Annotated in this window: 32 protein-coding genes; 19 read left to right on the top strand and 13 right to left on the bottom strand. The window is 45.6% G+C overall.

Annotated elements, in window-relative coordinates; translation table 11 throughout:
• Positions 1-47 precede the first annotated feature (47 nt).
• From thiM to GI364_RS22885, 5 genes are all read left to right on the top strand, one after another.
• Positions 48-887 carry a hydroxyethylthiazole kinase gene (gene thiM, locus GI364_RS22905; RefSeq protein ID WP_198851475.1) on the top strand — a complete coding sequence of 280 codons (840 nt, stop codon included), beginning with the start codon at positions 48-50 and terminating at the stop codon, positions 885-887.
• 42 nt (positions 888-929) lie between these two features.
• Positions 930-1652, top strand: a complete 723-nt coding sequence (locus tag GI364_RS22900; RefSeq protein WP_233095924.1) for a thiamine phosphate synthase — start codon at positions 930-932, stop codon at positions 1650-1652.
• 535 nt (positions 1653-2187) lie between these two features.
• Positions 2188-2400 (top strand): hypothetical protein, encoded by a 213-nt coding sequence (locus GI364_RS22895; RefSeq protein ID WP_198851474.1) that lies wholly within the window; start codon positions 2188-2190, stop codon positions 2398-2400.
• A 131-nt stretch (positions 2401-2531) separates the two neighbouring features.
• Positions 2532-2888, top strand: coding sequence for a hypothetical protein (locus GI364_RS22890; RefSeq protein ID WP_198851473.1), 357 nt, complete (start codon positions 2532-2534; stop codon positions 2886-2888).
• A 139-nt stretch (positions 2889-3027) separates the two neighbouring features.
• Entirely contained in the window at positions 3028-3501 is a 474-nt protein-coding gene (locus GI364_RS22885; RefSeq protein ID WP_198851472.1) for a YcxB family protein, read from the top strand.
• Here the strand turns inward: GI364_RS22885 and GI364_RS22880 are convergent.
• Together GI364_RS22880 and GI364_RS22875 are read right to left on the bottom strand one after the other, a co-directional pair.
• On the bottom strand, positions 3498-3926 hold the full coding sequence (locus GI364_RS22880; RefSeq protein WP_198851471.1) for an ATP-binding cassette domain-containing protein: 429 nt from the start codon (positions 3924-3926) through the stop codon (positions 3498-3500). The genes GI364_RS22885 and GI364_RS22880 overlap by 4 nt on opposite strands.
• A gap of 188 nt (positions 3927-4114) precedes the next feature.
• A complete protein-coding gene (locus GI364_RS22875) occupies positions 4115-4396 on the bottom strand; it encodes a hypothetical protein (protein ID WP_198851470.1) in 282 nt (93 codons plus the stop codon).
• A 699-nt stretch (positions 4397-5095) separates the two neighbouring features.
• On the opposite strand from GI364_RS22875, the gene GI364_RS22870 reads away from it, so the two are divergent.
• Positions 5096-5500, top strand: coding sequence for a sigma-70 family RNA polymerase sigma factor (locus tag GI364_RS22870; protein ID WP_198851469.1), 405 nt, complete (start codon positions 5096-5098; stop codon positions 5498-5500).
• Positions 5501-5704, top strand: a complete 204-nt coding sequence (locus tag GI364_RS22865; protein ID WP_198851468.1) for a helix-turn-helix domain-containing protein — start codon at positions 5501-5503, stop codon at positions 5702-5704.
• A 38-nt stretch (positions 5705-5742) separates the two neighbouring features.
• On the opposite strand, the gene GI364_RS22860 is transcribed toward GI364_RS22865, so the two are convergent.
• The gene (locus GI364_RS22860; RefSeq protein ID WP_233095923.1) at positions 5743-6450 is read right to left on the bottom strand and encodes a class I SAM-dependent methyltransferase; all 708 of its coding nucleotides are present in this window, start codon (positions 6448-6450) and stop codon (positions 5743-5745) included.
• A gap of 158 nt (positions 6451-6608) precedes the next feature.
• Between GI364_RS22860 and GI364_RS22855 the strand changes: the two genes are divergently transcribed.
• Together GI364_RS22855 and GI364_RS22850 are read left to right on the top strand one after the other, a co-directional pair.
• A complete protein-coding gene (locus tag GI364_RS22855) occupies positions 6609-7205 on the top strand; it encodes a TetR/AcrR family transcriptional regulator C-terminal domain-containing protein (RefSeq protein ID WP_198851467.1) in 597 nt (198 codons plus the stop codon).
• A gap of 79 nt (positions 7206-7284) precedes the next feature.
• Positions 7285-7806: a P-loop nucleotide/nucleoside kinase family protein gene (locus GI364_RS22850; protein ID WP_198851466.1), complete on the top strand. Its 522-nt coding sequence runs from the start codon at positions 7285-7287 to the stop codon at positions 7804-7806.
• A gap of 426 nt (positions 7807-8232) precedes the next feature.
• Here the strand turns inward: GI364_RS22850 and GI364_RS22845 are convergent, their stop codons facing one another.
• The 6 genes from GI364_RS22845 to GI364_RS25205 all read right to left on the bottom strand — a co-directional run bounded on the left by GI364_RS22845 (position 8233) and on the right by GI364_RS25205 (position 13316).
• A complete protein-coding gene (locus GI364_RS22845) occupies positions 8233-8607 on the bottom strand; it encodes a hypothetical protein (protein WP_198851465.1) in 375 nt (124 codons plus the stop codon).
• 65 nt (positions 8608-8672) lie between these two features.
• Entirely contained in the window at positions 8673-9266 is a 594-nt protein-coding gene (locus GI364_RS22840) for a YdeI/OmpD-associated family protein (protein WP_198851464.1), read from the bottom strand.
• Between the two features lie 130 nt (positions 9267-9396).
• A complete protein-coding gene (locus tag GI364_RS22835) occupies positions 9397-10152 on the bottom strand; it encodes an NAD-dependent epimerase/dehydratase family protein (protein WP_198851463.1) in 756 nt (251 codons plus the stop codon).
• 13 nt (positions 10153-10165) lie between these two features.
• Positions 10166-10621, bottom strand: coding sequence for a hypothetical protein (locus GI364_RS22830; protein ID WP_198851462.1), 456 nt, complete (start codon positions 10619-10621; stop codon positions 10166-10168).
• A 167-nt stretch (positions 10622-10788) separates the two neighbouring features.
• The gene (locus tag GI364_RS22825; protein WP_198851461.1) at positions 10789-11658 is read right to left on the bottom strand and encodes a glycoside hydrolase family 113; all 870 of its coding nucleotides are present in this window, start codon (positions 11656-11658) and stop codon (positions 10789-10791) included.
• 1526 nt (positions 11659-13184) lie between these two features.
• Positions 13185-13316 (bottom strand): hypothetical protein, encoded by a 132-nt coding sequence (locus GI364_RS25205; RefSeq protein WP_255524523.1) that lies wholly within the window; start codon positions 13314-13316, stop codon positions 13185-13187.
• A gap of 74 nt (positions 13317-13390) precedes the next feature.
• Here GI364_RS25205 and GI364_RS22820 point away from each other — a divergent pair, with 74 nt between their 5' ends.
• The 4 genes from GI364_RS22820 (at position 13391) to GI364_RS22805 (ending at position 16088) form a co-directional block, all read left to right on the top strand.
• Positions 13391-13780, top strand: a complete 390-nt coding sequence (locus tag GI364_RS22820; protein ID WP_198851460.1) for a VOC family protein — start codon at positions 13391-13393, stop codon at positions 13778-13780.
• Positions 13781-14141: 361 nt separating this feature from the next.
• On the top strand, positions 14142-14342 hold the full coding sequence (locus GI364_RS25545) for a DUF4829 domain-containing protein (RefSeq protein ID WP_198854171.1): 201 nt from the start codon (positions 14142-14144) through the stop codon (positions 14340-14342).
• Between the two features lie 100 nt (positions 14343-14442).
• Entirely contained in the window at positions 14443-14937 is a 495-nt protein-coding gene (locus GI364_RS22810) for a GNAT family N-acetyltransferase (protein WP_198851459.1), read from the top strand.
• 407 nt (positions 14938-15344) lie between these two features.
• Positions 15345-16088 carry a GNAT family N-acetyltransferase gene (locus tag GI364_RS22805; RefSeq protein WP_198851458.1) on the top strand — a complete coding sequence of 248 codons (744 nt, stop codon included), beginning with the start codon at positions 15345-15347 and terminating at the stop codon, positions 16086-16088.
• A 202-nt stretch (positions 16089-16290) separates the two neighbouring features.
• Here GI364_RS22805 and GI364_RS24995 read toward each other — a convergent pair whose 3' ends face one another.
• Positions 16291-16683 (bottom strand): hypothetical protein, encoded by a 393-nt coding sequence (locus GI364_RS24995; protein WP_233095922.1) that lies wholly within the window; start codon positions 16681-16683, stop codon positions 16291-16293.
• A gap of 177 nt (positions 16684-16860) precedes the next feature.
• Here GI364_RS24995 and GI364_RS22800 point away from each other — a divergent pair, with 177 nt between their 5' ends.
• Genes GI364_RS22800 through GI364_RS22785 form a run of 4 tightly spaced genes read left to right on the top strand, consistent with a single transcriptional unit; the run spans position 16861 to position 18321 of the window.
• Positions 16861-17019 (top strand): RNA polymerase sigma factor, encoded by a 159-nt coding sequence (locus GI364_RS22800; protein WP_198851457.1) that lies wholly within the window; start codon positions 16861-16863, stop codon positions 17017-17019.
• The gene (locus GI364_RS22795) at positions 16973-17386 is read left to right on the top strand and encodes an RNA polymerase sigma factor (protein ID WP_198851456.1); all 414 of its coding nucleotides are present in this window, start codon (positions 16973-16975) and stop codon (positions 17384-17386) included. Before GI364_RS22800 ends, GI364_RS22795 begins: the two co-directional genes overlap by 47 nt.
• A complete protein-coding gene (locus tag GI364_RS22790; RefSeq protein ID WP_198851455.1) occupies positions 17379-18101 on the top strand; it encodes a hypothetical protein in 723 nt (240 codons plus the stop codon). The genes GI364_RS22795 and GI364_RS22790 overlap by 8 nt, the downstream gene beginning before the upstream one ends.
• Positions 18102-18126: 25 nt before the next feature.
• Positions 18127-18321 (top strand): sporulation protein Cse60, encoded by a 195-nt coding sequence (locus GI364_RS22785; RefSeq protein WP_198851454.1) that lies wholly within the window; start codon positions 18127-18129, stop codon positions 18319-18321.
• A 136-nt stretch (positions 18322-18457) separates the two neighbouring features.
• Here the strand turns inward: GI364_RS22785 and GI364_RS25200 are convergent, their stop codons facing one another.
• The 3 genes from GI364_RS25200 to GI364_RS25195 are packed head-to-tail and all read right to left on the bottom strand — an operon-like array spanning position 18458 to position 18992.
• Complete coding sequence (locus GI364_RS25200) at positions 18458-18592, bottom strand: hypothetical protein (RefSeq protein WP_255524521.1); 135 nt, start codon at positions 18590-18592, stop codon at positions 18458-18460.
• A 32-nt stretch (positions 18593-18624) separates the two neighbouring features.
• Entirely contained in the window at positions 18625-18858 is a 234-nt protein-coding gene (locus GI364_RS22780) for a hypothetical protein (RefSeq protein WP_198851453.1), read from the bottom strand.
• A gap of 11 nt (positions 18859-18869) precedes the next feature.
• A complete protein-coding gene (locus GI364_RS25195) occupies positions 18870-18992 on the bottom strand; it encodes a hypothetical protein (protein WP_255524520.1) in 123 nt (40 codons plus the stop codon).
• A 234-nt stretch (positions 18993-19226) separates the two neighbouring features.
• On the opposite strand from GI364_RS25195, the gene GI364_RS22775 reads away from it, so the two are divergent.
• The gene (locus tag GI364_RS22775; RefSeq protein WP_198851452.1) at positions 19227-20474 is read left to right on the top strand and encodes a YeeE/YedE family protein; all 1248 of its coding nucleotides are present in this window, start codon (positions 19227-19229) and stop codon (positions 20472-20474) included.
• Positions 20475-20722: 248 nt separating this feature from the next.
• Positions 20723-21175, top strand: a complete 453-nt coding sequence (locus GI364_RS22770) for a Fur family transcriptional regulator (protein WP_198851451.1) — start codon at positions 20723-20725, stop codon at positions 21173-21175.
• Positions 21176-21318: the final 143 nt, after the last annotated feature.

Here is a 21318-nt window from a genome sequence, read left to right as displayed (position 1 = left end):
TCTTGCTGGCGCCTTTTTAAAACTAGTATTTTGGGAGGAAGTTAAACATGGCAGCCGTCAATAAGGACAATATCAAAAGCCAGATAATTCAAGCCGTTGAGACTGTACGCCGGACAAATCCCATGACGGGGTCCATAACAAACACTGTCACAATTAATTTTGTAGCCAATGCACAACTTGCCGTCGGAGGGTCCGCCGCTATGGTTTATTTGCCTGATGAAGGTGAACTTCTGGCAAATGCTGGAGGGGCTACTTACATTAACGTAGGGACTCTGTTTCCCATTTATGAAGAGACTCTGCCTCGTACAGCCAAAGCTTTGTACAATTCTGAGAAACCATGGGTGCTCGATCCGGTTGCCATAGGCATCGGCTCACTCAGAACAAAGCTGCTGCAACAGTTTCAATCTTACAAGCCAAGTGTCATCAGAGGCAATGCGTCAGAAATCATTGCGCTTGCTGGTCTATGGGGATTAGACGGGGGGAAAGAGTCTAATGTTCGCGGCGTCGATTCCACAGATTCAGTGAGTACAGCGAAAACAGCGGCTGTGGCACTAGCAAAATGGACAGGTGGGGCTGTGGCTGTATCCGGAGAAACAGACTTAGTCACAGATGGTTCCATAGTGGCGTTCTCTCTGGGAGGCTCTCACTTTATGGAGAAGATTACTGGTGCGGGCTGTTCATTGGGCGGAGTCGTCGCTGTCTATGCAACTGTTGCCTCGCCTTTTATTGCGGCACTTACAGGTACTGCGGTGTATAACCTTGCAGCGAGCCGAGCTGAATGTAAGGCGAACGCTCCGGCGAGTTTTCAAATAGCATTCCTTGATGAACTATATAAAGCCGCTGCAGAGGAGATTGCCGAGAATCCTTTGGAAATTGAAGAAGTCTAGGGAGTTTCGAAAATTAAGGGAGTTTAGGAGGGTCAAATCAAGATGAGGAAGCGCCTTGATATTTCTGCCTACTTTGTCGTGGGGCCCGAGAATACAAAGGGGCGTCCAGTTGCACCGATTGTCAGCGATGCCATTGAGGCCGGGTTTACATGTGTGCAAATCCGATCAAAAACAGCCTCAGCACGGGAACTGATAGAGCTAACCCGTGAGGTTGCCGACGTCATTGCGCAAACTGGCAAGTCGGACGAAGTCACGCTGCTTGTGGATGACAGACTTGATGTGGTTCTTGCCGCCAGAAGTAGCGGAATAAAAGTGGACGGCATTCATGTCGGGCAAACAGACATTCCGGTCGAAGTGTGTCGGGAGTACTTAGGAGCAGATGCTATCGTCGGGTTGTCAGCCAGAACCCATGAATTGCTTGAGTATATCAAAACGGCGGATGTAACTCACGTGGATTACTTTGGGGCGGGGCCGTTGCATGAAACAAAAACCAAACCGGACTGTGGACTTGATATAGACGGGAAAGTGGTTACCAGGAGCTTTGACGAAATTGCCGAGCTGGCTAGAATCAGTCCAATTCCTGTTGTCATCGGCGGCGGTGTTAAACTCGCTGATATCTCAGAGCTTGCCAAGACCGGCGTCAATGGTTTTTTCGTGGTGACTGCAGTGTCAGAGGCTGATGATCCAAAGTTGGAAGCCCGTAAACTGGTTGATGAATGGAAATCGCATCAGCACGAGGTGGAGACGCAAAAGTCTCAATTGTAAATTTGTCTAAAGGGGATCTCGTAATGACTGCGGGATCCCGTCGCGGATCAAGTCCTTGAGTGGAACATGCTGTCGTTTCGGATGAGTGGATTCGAGAACCTTTAGACGACGGTACGAAGAAGGGCGAAGGCATATTCCCGCTCAGAGCGTTCTATTTCATTGGATACACAGCGCCAAGACTGAAGTCTACACGCCAAAGTGATGGGCAGGTTTCCAGTAAACGCCTGTTTGTTCACCAACAGCCTCCAAGGATAATGTGTTACGATTATTCTTGAGTATTCCATTGGCTATGCCTGAATAAAATATGTTCCGTAAACGAAACTAAAAAGCGGTACGCGATATCGGTTGGTAGACATGCTGCTAACTGAGTGTCGGCGTATCTTCATGCTGTTTCCTCACGACATTCCGTCTGGTTGTCGTTATCAATACGTACAGTACGGCATCGAGAAGTGTCGCCAGTTGCTCTAAGTTTGTGAGTTTGCCTGAGGTCTAGTGCACAGTGGATTTTGTCATTCTTTATTGGAGGGTTTAAAACATGCACCAAAAGCTTTATATTCCAGCCCTGCTATTGGGGACGGTGTTCTTTTACGGTTGTGGTACATCCCATCAACATCAGAGCCAAAATCAGACTCAAGCTTCTGTAAAAAGGACAAGTATAGCCAGTCAAGTCAATCCTGGTTTTGGGCTGAACAGTCTCGTCATCCCGCACAAGTGGACCATTTCATATATGCGAGAAAATACCCTGTAGCCTCTGCCGCCAAAGGGACGGTGAAGCGGCTAAGTCAACATCCGGTGTCTGTGTATATAAAATTTACGCCCAATAAGGATGCGAATGGAGCTCAATCCTTATCTACAGACTCAAACAAGAAGATGTATCAGGTGCTGAAAAACCTTAACGTAAAGACATCTTCTCTCACATCCACACTACGAATTTGCAATGGCGGAGGGTACAAGAAAACCGCGCAACAAGGCCTGCAAGAGAGCATTAATAATGAAAAGGCCTCCTCTAAAGACTGGACCCAATCAGGGCATACAAACACCAAAAAGCAAGCTGTGAAGAAAATGACGGTAGACGGTGCGACAGTCAACGCACTCTTTGACACAGCAAAGCAAAGTTACAGCACGTTTGAATGGATTTCCAACAAACATCTATTTAAACTCACTTACTTGAACTCAGTCAACCTACCTTCAGCTCAGTCTGATATTGCTGTCTTGAATCAAAGCCAGCTAAGCTAACGAATGTGAAGCGAGCAGCATAGGAATTGGGCAGCAGGGACAAGAATTGGAAAGTGTGGGAACTGGGAAGTGTGGGAACTGAGGAGCGTTGAAACGAGGAAGCACTGGAACGAGAAGTGCCTGATGCGGGAGTGATTTTGTGAAGATTGACGTTTTATTGTCAGAGCGGGATGTTAAGGACTACGTATCATTAAAGATGAAGAGTAATCAAAAGTCGCGGGCAAAACGAGTCACTTTACTGGTTCTGTTCTTCATTATCGTATCCCTGATTTTTTGGCTGGAAAGCAGAAGTATCTTTCTAGTCGTTGTATTTGATGTCATCGTGGGTCTTTTCATTAGGTTTGCATGGAACCGATTTCTTAAAAAGGCGTACGGTCGCAGCAATCTTAAAGAGCCCCGAACAATAGAAATCCAATCAGAATTCATCTTGGTGACCACGAACAATGTAAAAACCTCAATAGAACTAAGCAAAGTGCGAGACGTTAATGAAACTGACAAATTTCTCATCATCGTTGTAGGGAATTCCCAGGAGTTGGTCATTCCGAAACGGGCTTTTAGTACCCAAGATGAGTATACAGAGTTTGTCAATGCGCTTCCAAAACCACATGACTAAGTCGAAACACTACTGAGCCCAACCGCTCTATCACAGGCATTCGCAACGACTTCATCATGTGTGACCACGATTATCGTTCGTCCATCCTGATGGAGTTGTTTCAAAATACGGATGACACCAGCACGGTTGTCAGCGTCAAGCGAACCTGTGGGCTCGTCTGCTAGAATTAAATCGCAAGGCTTTAGCAACAGGCGTGCCAGTGCTACCCTCTGTTGTTCCTCTCCAGATAACGTATAGATCTTTCTCGAAACATCAATATCCGGCAGTTCTACTTGCGCCAGTGCAGATTGTTTTAGGGCGAGTTTGTCGCGTTTGGCCGCCCGGTTATACATAAGAGAAATGTCCAGATTGTCATCCACTGTGGCGTCGTCAATCAGAGCATAGTTTTGAAAAACGTACCCAATGTGGTTGCGAAGTAAGGACATGGCCGCGCGATTTAAAAGACTATAACATATTTACAGATAATAATTTCCAGTCAATCAGCTTGTAAAGGTGAAAAAACTGGGTTCAGCAGGAGAGCCCATTCAGGCTAGCAGCAGTCCGCAGCAACTTGGATATTTTCGCGAAGCAACCCCTTAAATAGGTCCTGCTGAACCACTCTACTCATTGTCCATTAAGCTCCGGCAGCTGACAAAATTCCGCTGAGTACGTCCAGGGCCCCGACAACTTCCCCTCCGTACTCAATCACTAGTGCAACCATGACACCAATTGCTAACAAGGTTAGTACCTCCTGTGGCACTGCGCTGAGGTTATCCGTGCTTGAGTCTAGTGTCTCGGTGACCTGCATCTCCTCGAAGTTATACCAACCTAAAGCAGGGGTCGCTTGTCCGCTCCACCCAGTTAGGTTTGCACTGATGGAGACAGAAAAATCAATGCCATTAGAATTGAAACTCATGTTCCATGACTCGTTGACCTTGGCCCCAAAAATGACATACTCACTGCCAAAGACGGCGTTTTAGATTTGTGACCCTGTTCGCAATGGACGCAGAAATTCCATATTCAGACAGTGGGCTTTCTGATTCAAAGGTACTGCCTTGAAAATGGTAGATATACGTGTCATCCCACTCAATACCTGCGCCTGTATCGATATCGTGGGTGACCTGTGCATACCTTAGTGGTCAGCCCACCTCCTAAATCCTGCTTTGAGCACACAACATCAAATCGATTACTCATAACAACCATCCTTTGCATCTTATTGTTCAACGCTCTATGGCCGGGTTTGGCTGTCTTGCCTATCAACGCACAGAGGATTGAACAATAACAAGAAACACACAGAACAGCTTGTTTCACTCATAGGTGCTCATATTCGCTGCATGAGTCCAAGTAATTCTTCTATTGAAATCGCAGTGACATGCGTCGTGCAAGTCGGAAAGGAAATGCCATACGATACAAACTATCAATATAAAGCCGGCTGGGTAAAGCCCGCTGGCCGTGAGGGCGGGGCCGTGGTGTATCTGCGTGATCGGCATGGTGTTATTGATGAGTAAGACAGTTGATGAACGCTTGACGAAAATATGATGTCTGCGCTAGCGGATGTGCAGTGGAAATTTGAATCTACGTAATTGAAGGAAGAAAGGAAGTAGGAGAGGTCACTATGACACGGCAAAGGTATACGACTGGACAGGCGATTAATTGGTGTCTCAAAGTGATACATCGCGAAGCAATCAATGCCAAGCGTCGATACATTCGCTGGAGTCGTGACGCATTAGTCATAAATCGAACACTTGATGACGGTAGTGAATGGGGGGACTTATTAGCATGTCCAAAGTCTCAAAAGGACGAACGCAACAAGGACGTCATGTTGCTAATTGAGAATTTGCCTCCCAAGGAAAAAAGGGTAATCTACGGATTGTTTGTAAGAGGTCTAACACAGTCAGAGTTGTCGAAGAACCTGGATTTAAGCCAGCAAAGTGTGAGTCGCCTTAAAACAAGGGGCATAAAGAGACTTCGCGAAGCAATGAGTGAAAAAGCAATGAGTGAAAAAGCAATGAGTGGATAAATGGAGCCAGAATCGTTAAGTAATGACGAACTGTTGGCTAGAATTTATGACGGGGACAATCGAGCTATAGGAGAGCTAGTGAAGAGACTAGAAAAAGTCATCCGTTCAGAAGCATATTTAGGCGACAGTATCAATGAAGACGTAGCCCAGGACATCAGAGAGAAACTGATTATAGCCATCAGAGAGAATTTTACGGAAGACTAGAACGAAGGGCCTCAAGTTCTAGTCTTCCGTGTCATCTTTTACTTTTCACTGTGAATGCTGCGTCGCACCATTGACTCGTCCTTCGTAAGCCATACCTGCAATCCAATGCCTTGCTTGGCAATCTCATAATTGGAAAACTCCGTCTGCGCGATGAGGGCCTCAAAGCCTTCTCTTGTATACGCTCCACTCTTAAGAAAGGTCTTAAATGAAAACTTGACAAAGAGGCGATCAAAGCCTCTCATGCCTGACTGTTCCATCTCGTTGTTAATGTCCTCGTTTGTCGCATCGTGGTTCATGTCCAAAATCAATGCCCTACCATTTGGCTTGAGCACGCGGTACATTTCATTGAGCGAGGTGAGGGGATCTTTAAAATTCTTAAACGCGGTGGAACACACGACAAAGTCAAATGTACCGTCCTGTTGGGGGAGAGCGGACGCATTGCCTTGTTCGAAATTGACAGCGACATTCGCTTCTTGTGCATTTCGTTTTTCAATTTCAACAAAATCTGCACTGATTTCTATGCCACTGACAAGATAGCCGCGACGTGCCAGTTCAATGGAGAGATAACCGGGACCAGGAGCCACTTCCAGAACGGCAGAACCAGCATCCGTATGTGTCTCCACAAGGTCTGCATAGCGGTGCATTTCTTGAAGTCTCGACTTGCGGCTGTTCTTGTCATACCATTTCGCCATCGGGCCATAAATCCCCACATCTTTCTTCTTCCGTGCATTTTTCATGAGGGCCATAGGTCGTACCTCGACTTTCAATCGGAATTGTTGATCCAAATTGGTTGTGCTACAGTGGACTAAGACAGGAAACTAACAACGTTAGATAGAAGCTATCACCTAACGGTGTTTGAGTCAATTGCTATTATCGGACTTTCTCAAGAATGCGAGGAGAATACATGGCTATCTCGAAACAGGCAATCGTTCAAGCATCGATAAAAATACTGAATCGCGATGGGATTGACAATTTAACCATGCGCACGATTGCTAACGAACTTCAGATAAAGGCGGCCTCTCTTTACTGGCACGTGCGGGGGAAGTCGGAGTTGTATAGTGAAATTGCTGAGTACCTGTGTTCGCAGTACCAGATGCCGAAGAGAGAAGTCGATGAGAAGTCCTTTCTCGAAGACATGTATAGGTCATACCGAACTATGCTGCTTTCGACGCGGGATGCCGTTCCTGTCTTTGAAGATTCTATCCCCAACACACCTAGGAGGATGGAACTCATCACGGCTACGATTGACGCTCTTTCGGTCATGGGCATACCAGACAAAAACCTTATTACAATCGGGAATTTGCTGAATAACTATGTGCTGTCCTTTGTGGCTGATGAGGTGCGGTTTAAAAACACATCTCCGGAAGCATTCGCTGACTTTGCCGAAACCCTGGGGCCATTCGACAGGCGGATGTTTGCTAATATTGATTATGATGGTCAGTTTTTATACGGTTTGCGAGTTCTATTTGCCGGGTTGGAATCACCAGAAGCACAAAAGTAGAGCTTTGACACGAGAGTTTATTGGTTCACCATAAGATGCATCGTCGTAACATGGGTCGCTATAAGATGGGAGGTAAGTCATGCTGTATATCTTTGGAGGGCTGCCAGGCACAGGAAAATCAACACTATCATCGTCCTTGGCGCAAGAGCTGCGGGCGACTTACATCCGAGTCGATGTTGTCGAACAGGCGATGCGAACTGCGGGTCTCTGGGTTGACGGACCGGCCGGGTACATGGTTTGTTATGAACTTGCGGCACAGAACCTCAAATTGGGACTTGATGTGGTTGCTGACACAGTCAATCCGATTGGACAGTCGCGTCAGGATTGGCGCCAGGTCGCTGAGTCGCTTAACGCGCCGTTTGTAGAAATTGAAGTTATTTGTTCTGATGTAGAAGAACACAAGTCTCGAATTCGTTCCAGAGTCTCCGATATTCCCGGACTGAACCTCCCCTCCTGGGATGAGGTCGAGAGCAGGCACTATGACAGCTGGGATACAAACCACATTGTCATCGATACGGCCCATCACTCTGCATCAGAGAGCTTAACGACGTTGCGCGAAGAGTTGGCTCAAAGGGCGGCTGGAGGGCAAGTGGGGAAATGAGCTTGAGGTCCAACTTTCGATTTTGGGAGTGAAATGATGAGACTCAGCAAAATAGGTCCTAATAAAAGGGAGTCTCATATAGTAGAAACTCAGTAGAATCACCATCCAGCTTCTCGTTTGAACGCCAAAAAAATCCTTTACTGTCATGTGAGTTGCTTTGTATATAACGAACCCCACTAAGACCAAGACAAAAACAATATTGACGGCCACACGCACGCCATAAAAGTGTCGGAAGAAGGCAAGGGCTATCGCATAAAGAAGAATGATAACTGCAAAACCACCGACCCACTTTCGTGATCCACTCATAAACAAGTTCCTCCTTTAGGGGGAGTGAAGCGTTGAAACGACACCTTTATCGCTCAACTCATCTTGAACACAGAGGACATCTTGACGAACGAGATCGACAAGCTCAACTCTACCCACCCATCACTGAAGATGAGGGCATTTTTGAACCAATAATTTCTGAAGTTGCTCAGGGTTCGGAACCTCAAATACAATCTTTTCATAGGCCTGATTATCAATGTGGAAAGTTCCATCAAGTGTGATGGTCCTATCCGGGTGTTCGAATGACAAAAAGAATTGCGAGGTGCCGTGTACAAAACTCCCTTCCATAATCCCCGTTCCCGGTACCGCGGTTCCTGCAAATCTTACGGCTCCGGCGGGATGATGATAGGGAAGGGTGGATACTTCACGAATTTCTCTAAAAGGGATATGAATGCTCCCATGCAACGCTGCGAGGGACGTTAGTCCTGACAATTTGAGAACCAATTCAACTGCAGTCAACTCAACATTCCTTGACACATATATCGCTCCTCTATACTGCTAAAATTCGCAAGTTTGATGCGCGCTTTGATGGAGAGGCTAAACTAGTCATTCAATCCCTTTCCATTAAGAATGTACTGGGTGTATTTCTCAATCCTGGATATGCGCGTTTTCGATTGTTTGGGCTTGGAAAAGTGGAGGATGTATGCTCGTTGCCGTCCTGGTGTTAAGGCTTCAAAAGCTGTCTTCAAGGCAGGAAATTCACTAAATTTACTTTCAAGTTCTTCAGGAACCATGAATTCTCGCGTCTTCTTAAGGCTCACTTCCAGACCGGCTTTCTCTACTTCAATGGCTTCATAGATATAGGCTTTCACGGTCGACTCTATCTCTACAATTTCCTCAAGATTGGTGAACCGAAGTTGGCGCGCCGCCTGTACATTCTCCGTTTGTTGGACCAGTATCCCCTGGGGATCCTTTAACAAAGCACCTTTGTGAAACAGCAGTGCACAGTATTCTTTAAATCCGTGTATCAAAACGATGTTCTTCTTCTCAAACGTATAACAAGGATGCATCCACTTAAACTCTTCAATCAGTTCACAGTCCAGTACAATCTCTCTGAGCTTTTCATATTCTTCCTTCCATTTTTGGGATTTGGCCAAAAAGTCATCAACCTTGGGATTCGTTTTACTACTTCTCATCAAGGACACCCCGCTTCGGTTTTTTGGTTGAGACAGTCTTGAAAGATTATCGGGAGTTTGCAGTACGCTTATCCTGCCCCCAAGTCCGAGATTAACATGACAAACGGTGATACATATTTATGTATAATGACTAGCCCCTTGCAGTCATATTCAACGACGACCATTGGATTTCATTCTCTCTGGTTTCGTACCACCGTGGTGACATACCTCTGTAATGATTCGTCATCCATGTTGCAGTTTCCCGCACCCATTCTTTCATCGGAGTTGGTTTAACTCCCAATTCCTGTTCAGTTTTTGAGACATCAAATGCTACTGGGTACGGTAGTGAAATCCGATAAAATCCACCCGCCCACGTATTCAAGGTTTCTGCGGGAGCGTAATAGACTTCTGTGTGTCGCCCAGCCTCGGCTGCCAGCATGCCAATATATTCTTCATAGGTCCACAATTCTGGTTGTCCAGTGTTATACACAGCATAATCTTTCGCAGCATGATTCATTGCACCATGAATTGCTTTGGCGACATCGCCTGAAAAGGAGAGTTGACACGGACCAGCCTTGTGTCTGGCAGTACCAGGCAACCATATTGGTCCGCCATCGGTTACCCGCAGCCAGAACCAAGCAAAGCGCCCGTCTTCTGTATTGGGTCCTACCATCTGAAGCAACGGTCGAATAACGGTGATTTTGACACCATACTTTTCTTGATGATGACGCAACCAGTGTTCCATGCGCTGTTTATCATAGACGTAGCTATCATGAGCATTGTTGAGGTTTCTCTTTGGCACTTGTTCATCAAAAGTCGCATCAATTTCTTTGAGAGGACGTGAAGGTTCTGTCAAGGCACGTTCACGCTGACCATCCCCTATGATTAAATCCAAATGTCTGTGCATGAAGACTAAACATCTATGCGCCGTTTAGCCACTGTTGCGAGCTGTTGCCAAATGGTTTTAGCTCTGGCAGTGCTCCCAGTTCCATCGCTCCAGTCTGTTCGTCTTTGAGGATACTACATCCAGTGTCTGTTTGATTAAAAGAACGATGATTATGATTGGCATAGTGAACAACGATGTGGTAATCCCAGACGACCGTATTTGAGGTGTAAGTTGGACAACTAGCTGACCAGTGTTTCGGTAACACATGCTTGGCCGCCTGTTGAAGAGACTTGTAGAGCGTTGTCATTTTTGATCCCGTTAGAATATAAGTGTGTTGCGGTCGATGTACGGTACTGTTCGGATCTATATAACTTTTCACTACTATCGACGATGGATTAGGTCCCAACACCGCGAAATGCGGGGTACCGCATCCAGTTACGATAGGTACTAAAATTGAAACAAATCCCAATAGAGCTGTTACTCGTTTCACTTGATACCTTCGCTCCTTTCTGAACACTTGAACGCGCTTATTTTCTCTACAAAGCAGAACTCTCGACGTGCATTCCGAAAAGATCGGCAAGCGCTGTTCTTTCGAAGTGAGTAGGCATACAAAATACCAGTGTGCAATTACACGAATAGTTATTGTTCACGTCTTGCCTACTGCCGACAAAATAAATCATTTGTTTTCACTCCTTCATCTTCGAACAAAGCGAGCATATCTGTCAGATACTCTGCTTGGACGTTTTCATCCCTTGTAATTGATTTGTTTAGGCGCCAAGGTTGGGATTCTCGGTCAATGACGAGCCATCCCATACTACCTTGACTATCAGCGCCCACGTACGTGCAGCATCCAAATTCGGTTACAACAATTGGCTTTTCAATCTGCTTGTATTTTTGAATTAAATCTCGAAAATGACTGGAATTGTTTGCGTCACGATAAGCATCGATGCCAACAAAGTCAAACACATCCCAGTCGATGTCTTCCCATAATCCTGCAGCATACGTTAGAGGACCCGAAAAATGTTTTCTTACCTCGATGGCTGTTTGTTTCAAAAAGTCATTCAATCGTTCAACGGGTGATCCCAGTGCAAAGAGTTCCTCGGTCCATCGTGACGGATCAGACAGCAGCGCCAAACGTTCCAGTCCGTTCTTCCCTGGTATTATTCCAGCCATAAATATGCTAAGTTCACACCCAAGAACCAAAACGATGTGCCTGGAACACTCTCCTCGTAGTCCTTCGCATATACGAGCCGCTTCAACAATCCGATTCGAGGTTGTTTCTTCGCTGGCGTCGTGAAAAGAAGGAGACAGCCAAACATCCAGCCCGTGATGTATGGCAATATCCGCTGCCATTTTCAGTCGATCAAGGTCCTGACCCGTGATGCGCACGGCATTGCAATGTAGCTCATGCGTAATGGTTTGCATTTCCCGATGGACTGCATCTGCACTCAAACTCTCACGTGTCATTCCACCTTTTATGACAGGCATACCAACGTCGTACGTGACTCCCCTAACTTTCAAGGCCATACCCCGCCCCCTCATTGCTTTTTGAATTACAATTCTGTAACCATCATCAATATAATACACAGGAAATTGTATTTCTCGGTTGAAATCCACACAAAAACGCGCATCCGTTTATGCAGAGAGATTGCATATTCATACGTTACCAGTGTGCTACACTTATGTAAGCAAAGGGAAGTATGGTCTGATCCACAAGAAATTGCGATGGTTCAAAAAGAGCTCGGACTTAGATTGAAGGTGGGCAAAGTCTAATTAAGCCGCTGAGCGTCATTGTCCTGATTTTGATTGTTTATCAACTTATTATCGGGTGGGTTTGGCATCTCGTGGGCGTTGCAGGTTATCAATTTTGGTGGTTGACAGGACTTGTTAATCTAATTGGTTTTCCACTCCTCTTTTTAAATATCATATACCAACAAAAGCCCAGAGAAATAGACGGATGGTGGAATTTCGGTGCAAACATGGTCTGTTGGGGTCCGCTTATTCTAAGCATAATAATCGGTCATGTAGTACGCGTGCACGCTTCAGGCTTTTACCACGCTATGCAGATATCGACAATGCAGGGAGCCGTGGAAAGCATCCCTGTAGGACAAGTTGTCGTTGTTGCGCAGTGTCTATGCCTCACTATACTGCTTTTGGGCTTTATAGGTAAAAAAGCTGGAATATTGAACCGCAGGCATAGTTAAAACTCACATGCTTACGAGTGGAACTTTTGACAGAGTTACAATAGACAAGCGGGTAGAGAGGTCATCTATGAAATCCGCTAGTTAACTTCAACCTATTGGGAGGAGTCAATGAGTAGGAAACGGAGAGTTCTCTTATCGGTAGTTTTCATAATTGGGCTATTTGCTTGGACAATGGGAACATACTCCATCGCCTATCACCGAGAAATAATTAACAATACGCCAGAAAAAGGCTGTTGAGCGTTTCATAAAAACGCATAAGAACCAAGGGCTGGACAGTGCAATCTTAGCACCAGGAAAAGCAGCAATAGGTGACGGGTATGTCATTGTGACGGAGACTCTTACTGCCTACAATCAATTTGAATTTTTTTACGTCCAGCAAAAAGGTGGACGATGGCAGGCTCAACTCGTTACAAAGATACATGCGAAAAATACTCAGGGAAGCAGCCGTAAGCTAACCTTTAGAAAACTCGTAGAAATACCAAGCAGAGTACCGAGCAAACAGTTTAGAATTGGCTATGCGATAGTATTGATTGACCAGCGGGGTTGACATTGCTGCTGTTACAAGCTACAAAGCATTCACTAAATCCGGTAAAAGAATTCCATTTTCCTTCGTTAAGGTAGGGTCCTTACCGATTTGGGTATATAAGTTTTCCAAAATTACATATAAAGGATACTCTATAAAGGCCTATAACAAGGCTGGAAATGTCATTGCCTCAATGAATTAAAATGTTGGCACTAATTTAGTAGTGGGAAAATCAGGTGACGCGTAGGGCGGACCGCAAGAAACGAACGAACTTCATCGCACGAATCATGCATGGTACTTGTGTTGAGTTTCTTCAACATGCAGCCTTAATTTCTGGATACGGCGTAGCTGTCTGAACTCCAATCAGTTTCCTTCCAACCCAGTCCCTTGTAGAACGCTCGCAGTTTTGAAACACCCCAAGCTCCAATCGCAATCAAAGTAGTACGTTGCGGTATCATTTGAACCCTCCTAAATTATGATAATTAGGTATACTATAACAAATCACATCTCGTTTGAGGGGGAGTCTGTTGGCATGGTCATTGAGGTGACGGTACAGGTTCGAGTTTCGGATTTCGAAAAGGGTTTTGACTGGTATAGGACGTTGCTTAGGAGAGAAGCAGATTACGCTCCTCATGACGGTTTTGCGGAGTGGGAGTTGATTCCAGGCAGCTGGTTACAGGTTGCCGAAGGTGCACCCACAGAAGGGAATGGACCTCTTCGGCTCGGAGTAACGGACCTTGAAGCCGAACGAAATCGGGTGATAGATGAATTGGCGGTTGAACCATTTGAAATTTACTCCCGTCAGGAAGTAAATGTAAAATGGGGTACTTTTTCGGACCCGTGGGGAAATCGCATTGGTTTCTTTGAATATCTGGATAAAGCGGAAGAGGCACAAATCATTAAAAGAGTCCGCAACCGATAATCGAGGATGTCGGACAGACGAATACATAAGTACAGTCGCCATGGAATTTGACGGGTGCACAAACATCCGTCAGTGTTTTGTGGTACTTGTTCAGCTCTTGGGCGATAGGCTTCACACTGACATCATGTCTTCCCTTATTTTTCGTATCTGCGTGTGGCAGTCCAACATCTCAACTTAAGGAGTCAGAATCAACTCAAGTCAATTTAAACAAAGCGTCTTTAACTCCTGTTCAGGTTGTGAGTGATTACTACAAGTACATTGAACACGGGAAGAATGCAACTGCAGCGCAATTTCTTACTTCTAAACTCACTTCTGCGTTTCGCTGGGAGTCTGATTCTAACTTTAACAATGTACAGAACATATCAGTAGTCAAAGTATCCGAGGCACACAAAATCCGTTTAAACAATCAGTACAATACGAAGTTCAAGTAGACGTAAATTACAACGCTAAATATCGCAAAGTCATTACCGAAGGCAGTGGACCGCAAACGAGATTTATTTACTTGGGGCGGAACAAAGAAAATGATGCTTGGAAGATCATTTCCATTGGAACTGGACCGTAACATGTCGTGTGCATAAATATCCTATATTGTTCTAGGTAAGACTTCTTCACCTCTTGGGCAGTAGAGTTGAGCAACGACTTGTCTTGAAGGAAGGAATATTTTGCTTTTTGAGTCAGAATACCTCTATGTAGACGATATAAGCCAAACTGAGATATCGGCAGTTGTGCAGGTGTATAATTCAAACAGGGACTTTTTAGTAAAACATATGCGTACTGACAGTGTTACAGCGCAATGCGTCTTCGACGAACTGGAATCCATGAGGAAGCTAGGATTCACTTCCTGCAAGGTCACTGCAAAAGATACAAACAGGATCGTTGGGATAATTGACTTCAAAGTAGATGAGGAAAGCTATCTCTCCCTGCTTATGATCCATACGCATTATGCCAATAGAGGGCTTGGAAAACAGGTTTACGAAGCATTTGAAGAGTACGCCAGTTTCAGAGGCAGCAAGCAGATAAAACTAGATGTGGTGACCAGCTATACCGATAAGGTATTGAGTTTTTGGACTAGAAATGGATTCCATAAATCTGAAGATATATCACTGAATTGGAATGGTGCTATATTGCCAGCAGTGACCATGTTAAAAAGTCTTTGAGTAAGTATGAAAGATCGTTTCGAAAGGACGAGTTCTGTCAAACGTGAGCTATTCGGAGGCAGTTGTTGCCTGTGGCTTGCATAAACATGCGTTTATAGGACGCTGACTTTATGACGCTTATGAGGCAGCAGAGTTTAGAGGCAACCGAGATGTACCATGTCTCGGAACTGTTCGCCATGTGATATATTGACTTTATCTTATTTGAACGGGAGGTGTGGCATACATGTCCCTTTGGCTCACGTATGGTGTGATTTTAAGTGTCGTATTTGGGGAGGGGGATAGTATGCCCATTTTCGGTAAAGACACCGAAACTGGTGCTTAAGAGGTTGAGCGGAACCCCCCGACCGCGGCAGAGATGGTTCTGTTGCGGTTTTTTGTATTGCTACATTTGAAAGGTGGTCTACTATATGGAATTTGATTGCGTTACACTTCGAGAACGACCGGAGTTGGAAACTGATATTGGACACTTGCATCATCAATTTCCTCAATTCATATTGGGAGGAGATAGAACCAGTCGGAAACACTGGCGTAATCTATATCGATACTACCCAGAGTTTCAGTTTACGTTGTGTGACTCGAATGGTAGTGTCGCAGCCTGTGGTCACGCCATTCCGCTTCAGTGGGATGGGGACGTTGAACACCTTCCTTCTGGCTATGACGGTGTTTTGGAAGATGGATTTGAATCTCTAAATCAGCGGCGTACACCTAATACTCTGTGTGCATTGGCGGCGGTAACCTCTCCAAAATATAAAAGCGTTGGATTGAGTTATCAAATCATTAACACAATGAAATATCTGGCAAAAATGTATGATTTGCAGACGTTGATAGCACCAGTGCGCCCAACGTGGAAAGGTAAATACCCTCTCACGCCGATGGAAAAATACGTGAGATGGATTAGGAATGATGGCTCATCCTTTGATCCTTGGATTCGGGTACACTTCCGATTAGGTGGCTCGTATCTTTGTGTTGCCCAATACTCTATGACAGTAACCGGGTCGATACGGGAGTGGGAAGATTGGACTAATATGTCTTTTCCCGAGACTGGGCAATACGTTGTTCCACAAGCATTCAATCCCGTTGAAATTGACCTGCAGAATGACAATGGTCTATACATTGAACCTAACGTGTGGATTAACCATAAAGTGCAATAAATCTGGGAGGTCAACCGGATGTCTGCGGGCATCCCGCTCTTGACCTATTGGGGGCTTTAATTCAGCACGAAACACGGCGCAGAGATGTTTGAATACGCGGAATGGAGTATATTTGAACGCCGCATTTTTATGCATTTTCAAATTATGATAAGCAAATACTACGAACCCACCCACGTTGCTACAACGCATTATGTTAGGGTGTTTAGAGTGGTATCGGTTTCTTAAATCTAGGTTCATTCTTTAGTGTTGTCAGCTCGCTCTTGCCATCCCACTGAATCTTTGCGCTTATTTTATCGGCTTTTCTGGTCACCGAACATCCAGAGCAACCACTACCGGATAATATGAGAACACCATTATGCAAACTCATGGATCCGCTGCTCCCACCAATTTTAAATTGGATATGCTTTGGAGGGTGGCCACTGCCGATATACCGGATTTCAGTATCGTCAGATTCACTGGTTTGTGAAGTTATATTAGCTTGGTATTTTATCTGCCAGTGTCTAGTTTTCCCTGAAAAATAAAGCGTCTTATGACTTGAACAAGCAGTCAAGGTAAGAACCACTGCAACTACTGGTAAAAATAGCTTTACTCTCATCAAATCACTTCCATATATACCCATGTTATCACGTTTTTACGTGTGTGAGTGATATTTCTTCGTAAACGCCGATGTCCGAATCTGAATTGAGTAGTAACGAAAAATTTATTCATGACTGTGACAGAAGGCTCTGGCGAGCGTCTAATCCAGCGAAGGGGGTAGAGAGGTGAACACCTCATGACTCATCAAGACGAGTCCCGCAAGGAAGTTGCACAGTTATTTTGTATCTATGCAAACGATGTGTTTCGCTATGCCAGACTCACGCTTGGTAATCATACAGATGCGAAGGATGTCGTTCAAGAAGTCTTCGTTTCGGGCATTTCGTTCTTGGAATAGCTTTCGCAGTGAATCGAATCCCAAGACATGGCTGTTTAGCATCGCCAGAAATTATATGTTTGATTTATTGCGCAAAAAACGCAGGGAACGAGAGTTTATGGATAAATACATACCAGTATCGGTTCAAGCCGGGGAGGAGGTATCCATTGAAACGATGATGATTTTAGAAGAGTCGTTGCATCAACTCAAGACAGCGTATCGCGAGATGTTTGTGCTTCGACACGTCGAAGGGTTATCGATTCAGCAGACAGCACGAGTTTTGGGATGCTCAGAAGGGAAGGTTCGTACCACAGATTACAGAGCGATTCGTCGATTACGGGAGTTAATGGCGACAGATGCTCAGGAGGCGAACTTCAACAGTGAGTGAAAAACATGAGCCCATTGAAAGATATGCTCTGCTATCCAAAATGGAACTCTCCAGTAAGGAACAGAACCAAATTTGGATGGATGTAGAACGGCGAATATCCCAATCCTTCCCTGCCAAGAGACATAGAAGGCGTTTCCATGCTGTGAAAACGAGTACGGCAGCGGTAGCTGCTATGGCTGTTTTCGCAGGAGGTCTCTACGCCCTGTCAAAACACAGTTTCATATTGACGACGAATGACTCCAAAGAGACTCCATCGAAGCCTGCTCTAGTAACTCTTCAATCCCTAAAACCCTCTGTCACCTTACCCAACGGAACAAGCCTTAACTTTGTGGCGGCGAGGAAAGATAGGGAATGGCAAGTTAGGAATGCACAGAATCAAGTCATTGCATCTGGTCCTTTATATGGTAAGTTCAAGGGGAACAAAGTCTATCAAACTGAATATGAATTTTCCAAATGGAAAGTAAATAACTCCTGGGCAATCCTTGAACTAGATGAGGGGGTAAAGGGGTTCACTCAACCTGTTGCCTTACGCCTTTTTGCAATTCAGGTGAATGCACAAAATCAAAGACCCGCTGCATTTGCATCGGGACAAAATTGGGGTGGAATGCACTTCACATGGAGACTGCAAGGTGACACAGTAGAAGCAGTACAAAAGACATTGGATTCTAAAGGTAATACGATTGTCAAGTTTAGAATCAACAAACATCTTCACTGAATACGCATAAGAAAGGTGAGTAAACATGGATTTTGTAAGACCTAAGACGGGAATATCAGTTACAGTAAGGACCTTCACATCCAGTTCGTCTGAAGATATGGACGCAAAGGTGAATGAATTTTTGAAACGGCTGGAACCTCACAACGTTAGAGATGTTAAGGTATCAACGACTGACGGCAATCTATTTGTAGCTTCCGTCATTTATGTTCAGAAGGATTAACAAATCACCTTTTTAGGGGACGTATGTTACATGTTGTCAATTCGGTGGATTCTTTTCGGCATTAGCATTATGCTGCTCGGTTTGTGCTTAGCAAATGACCGAGTCGCCTCAAGACACTCAACCCTGAAGTGTGTTGCTATTTACGCTGCAGACGGGAATTGCATGTGGGATTTGCATGACCCGCACGCCGAGACCGTATTACGATGAATGTGATGACAGCCGTCGTGCCGAGCCAGCATCCCACAATCGCATCAATTATCAGTTGGGACATTATACCTCGCCTCCTCTTTGTTAGATCAGACGCTATTCAACAGGATTCAGTCGTTGTTCAATTGTCTGTTTCAGACCGTGAGGGTCATCGACTCCGAGCGCTACGACTTGATATCGTCTGTCACCGACATAGTAATCGTTTAACGTTAGACAAATCACCTTATCGGGGTGCTCATACGACAGGAAGTACCAGTCATCACCGTGCCAATAATGCCCCTCCTGTATGTCGCCTGCTGCAGTTCCACCCAGCCGTATCAGGGAGTTCAAATTAGGAGGACCTACGGCCACCTTACAATAGATGCGAACGGAATGACGAAGTGCCTCTTGAATGATGCCAGACTTGTGAGTCCGGTGAGATGGACACTAATTGAATCCCCTTCAATTTCAACTCGGCGTGCCATTTCTCCACCTCCCATATTCTTACGGCCCCGGTAGAGGGCATGACCAACAAAGACTACAGGGTAGTCCCTTCCAATTTACATCACCACCATTTCATTTTACAGTACATTTTTTTCTGCGAGGTCAACGAGTTGCATGTTCTTCACTAAAACATAGTAAATCGATGAGATAACTGTTATTATAGTGTGCGTAGGATTTCTATCTCATTCATTCTGTTTTTTAAGGAGGAAACATAAATGGCCACAACAGAGAGTCAAATTCTGAACCTGGAGAGTTCTCCGAAATCTGTGCCCAGCGGTACAGACCGCAAGATTCAGAGCCCTGGAGTCTTCATCACATTGGCTCTATTTGCCATAGGATTTGTATTTTTGTTACAGACAGTTTCACTGACTCAGGCGGTACTGTATTTGATTGCAGGGGTACTTGGCGTTGGCCTGTATCATGCACGATATGGTTTTACCACCTCCTATCGTAATTTTATTGTGGCAGGACGTGGAGCCGGATTACGAGCTCAGATGGTCATGTTTCTCATCGCCAATCTGCTATTTCTGCCCATCATCCTTCATGGCACATTTTTTGGTCACAGTGTGTCCGGGTATGTATTTCCTGTCGGGATCTCGGTGCTGGCGGGATCGTTCATGTTTGGCATCGGAATGCAGTTAGGCGATGCCTGCGCTTCCGGTACCTTATACCACACAGGCGGCGGAGACGCCCGCGGGGTACTCACTTTGGTTGGCTTCGTTGTGGGGTCAGTCCTTGGTACAGTCAACTTTACCTGGTGGATGAGCACCCCTCATTTTCAACCTGTGTCGTTTGTGAAGAGCTTCGGTGCTGTTGGGGGTTTGTTGTTTAATGCCTTGTTGCTGGCCATGGTTTACTTCATCACGGCAGCGGTTGAAAAACGACGGAATGGCAACGTGGATTCAATTCGGATGAAACAGCCTTTCTCCATGAGGACAATATTTCGCGGCCCTTGGTCGTGGGTGGCAGGCAGCGTTGTGCTGGCCGTAGGAAATGCCGCAGTGTTGCTGTTATCGGGGAGACCGTGGGGTGTCACGTCCGCTTTTGCAATGTGGGGTGCCAGAATTGCACAGGCCATGGGAATTCACGTTACGAGCTGGGGCTACTGGCAATTGAGGCCGCATGCACTGTCTCTTCAGCATGGTCTGTTTCACGACGTTACGACTGTGCTTGATATTGGAATCATCCTGGGATCGCTTTTGGCCGCCGGACTGGCCGGGAGATTCCCCCGGCCGTACTTTCGCCAGTTTCCTGTCAGGATGTTGGCGGCTGTATTTGTTGGCGGTGTACTCATGGGATACGGTGCTCGGATTGCGTTTGGCTGTAACATCGGTGCCTATTTTGCCGGTATTGCCTCCTTCAGCCTGCATGGATGGGAGTGGCTCGTTGGAGGCATGTTGGGAAGCGTAGTCGGTGTGTTGATTCGGCCGGTGGCTGCCTTGTCGAACCAGGTCAAGCAATGAGTTCTGGTCAAGTTACCGTGCGAACTTTGACAAATTCCGTCCTGCCGTCTCTTTCACGACTGGCGTATTGTAGCAACTTTTCGCTCGCCAACATTGACAAATGTAGCAAATTTCCGCGTAATGTGTTAAATTAAGTAGCATTGACGACCTCTTTTTTGATTGTAGAGGTCGTCTTTTACCTGTTTTTATGTAATAATAATTATTACCTAATTACCGTGAACTACTTTGCGGACCGGGAGGGAAGACAAGTGGCACCATCAAGAAACTTGGATAATACTGCAGAGAAACCGGATGTATCCGGACTGCTTAAAGATGCTGGACTGCGTATTACTCCGCAAAGGTCTGCCATCTTGGAGCTGATGCAATCCCTTGCCGGAGAACACTTTTCCGCACAACAGGTCTATGAATCCATTCATACTACACATCCAAGTATGAGTGTAGCGACAGTGTATAAGACCTTGAGAAGTCTAACGGAAGCAGGGCTTATTCGGGAGATTCGAAACGGTGACGGAGCAAGTTTGTTCGACGGAAACACTGAGCCTCACCACCATATGGTGTGCCGAAAGTGCGGCAAACGGATTGACTTCTACGTTCCCGCAAATGTATTGAATCTTGATGATGCAGCCTCACATGCGCGTTTTCGGCTGGAAGAGGTGCACATCGAGTTGACGGGCCTGTGCAGCGACTGTGCAGCTCAGTAGAAGGAAGAATCTCATCAGTCTTATGACAAGGATGCGTTGCATATTTGCGCATCCTTTTCTGCACTCTTTTATTATGCTTGGAAGTTCGTCTACCTCTCAAACGAACTGTGTTGACATCACTATCTGAGTTGTGTAGAATAACT

It is taken from the genome of Alicyclobacillus sp. SO9, assembly GCF_016406125.1.
Lineage (GTDB): Bacteria > Bacillota > Bacilli > Alicyclobacillales > Alicyclobacillaceae > SO9.
Note: the sequence above shows the minus strand (reverse complement) of the source record. Positions and strands in the feature narration are given on the sequence as shown.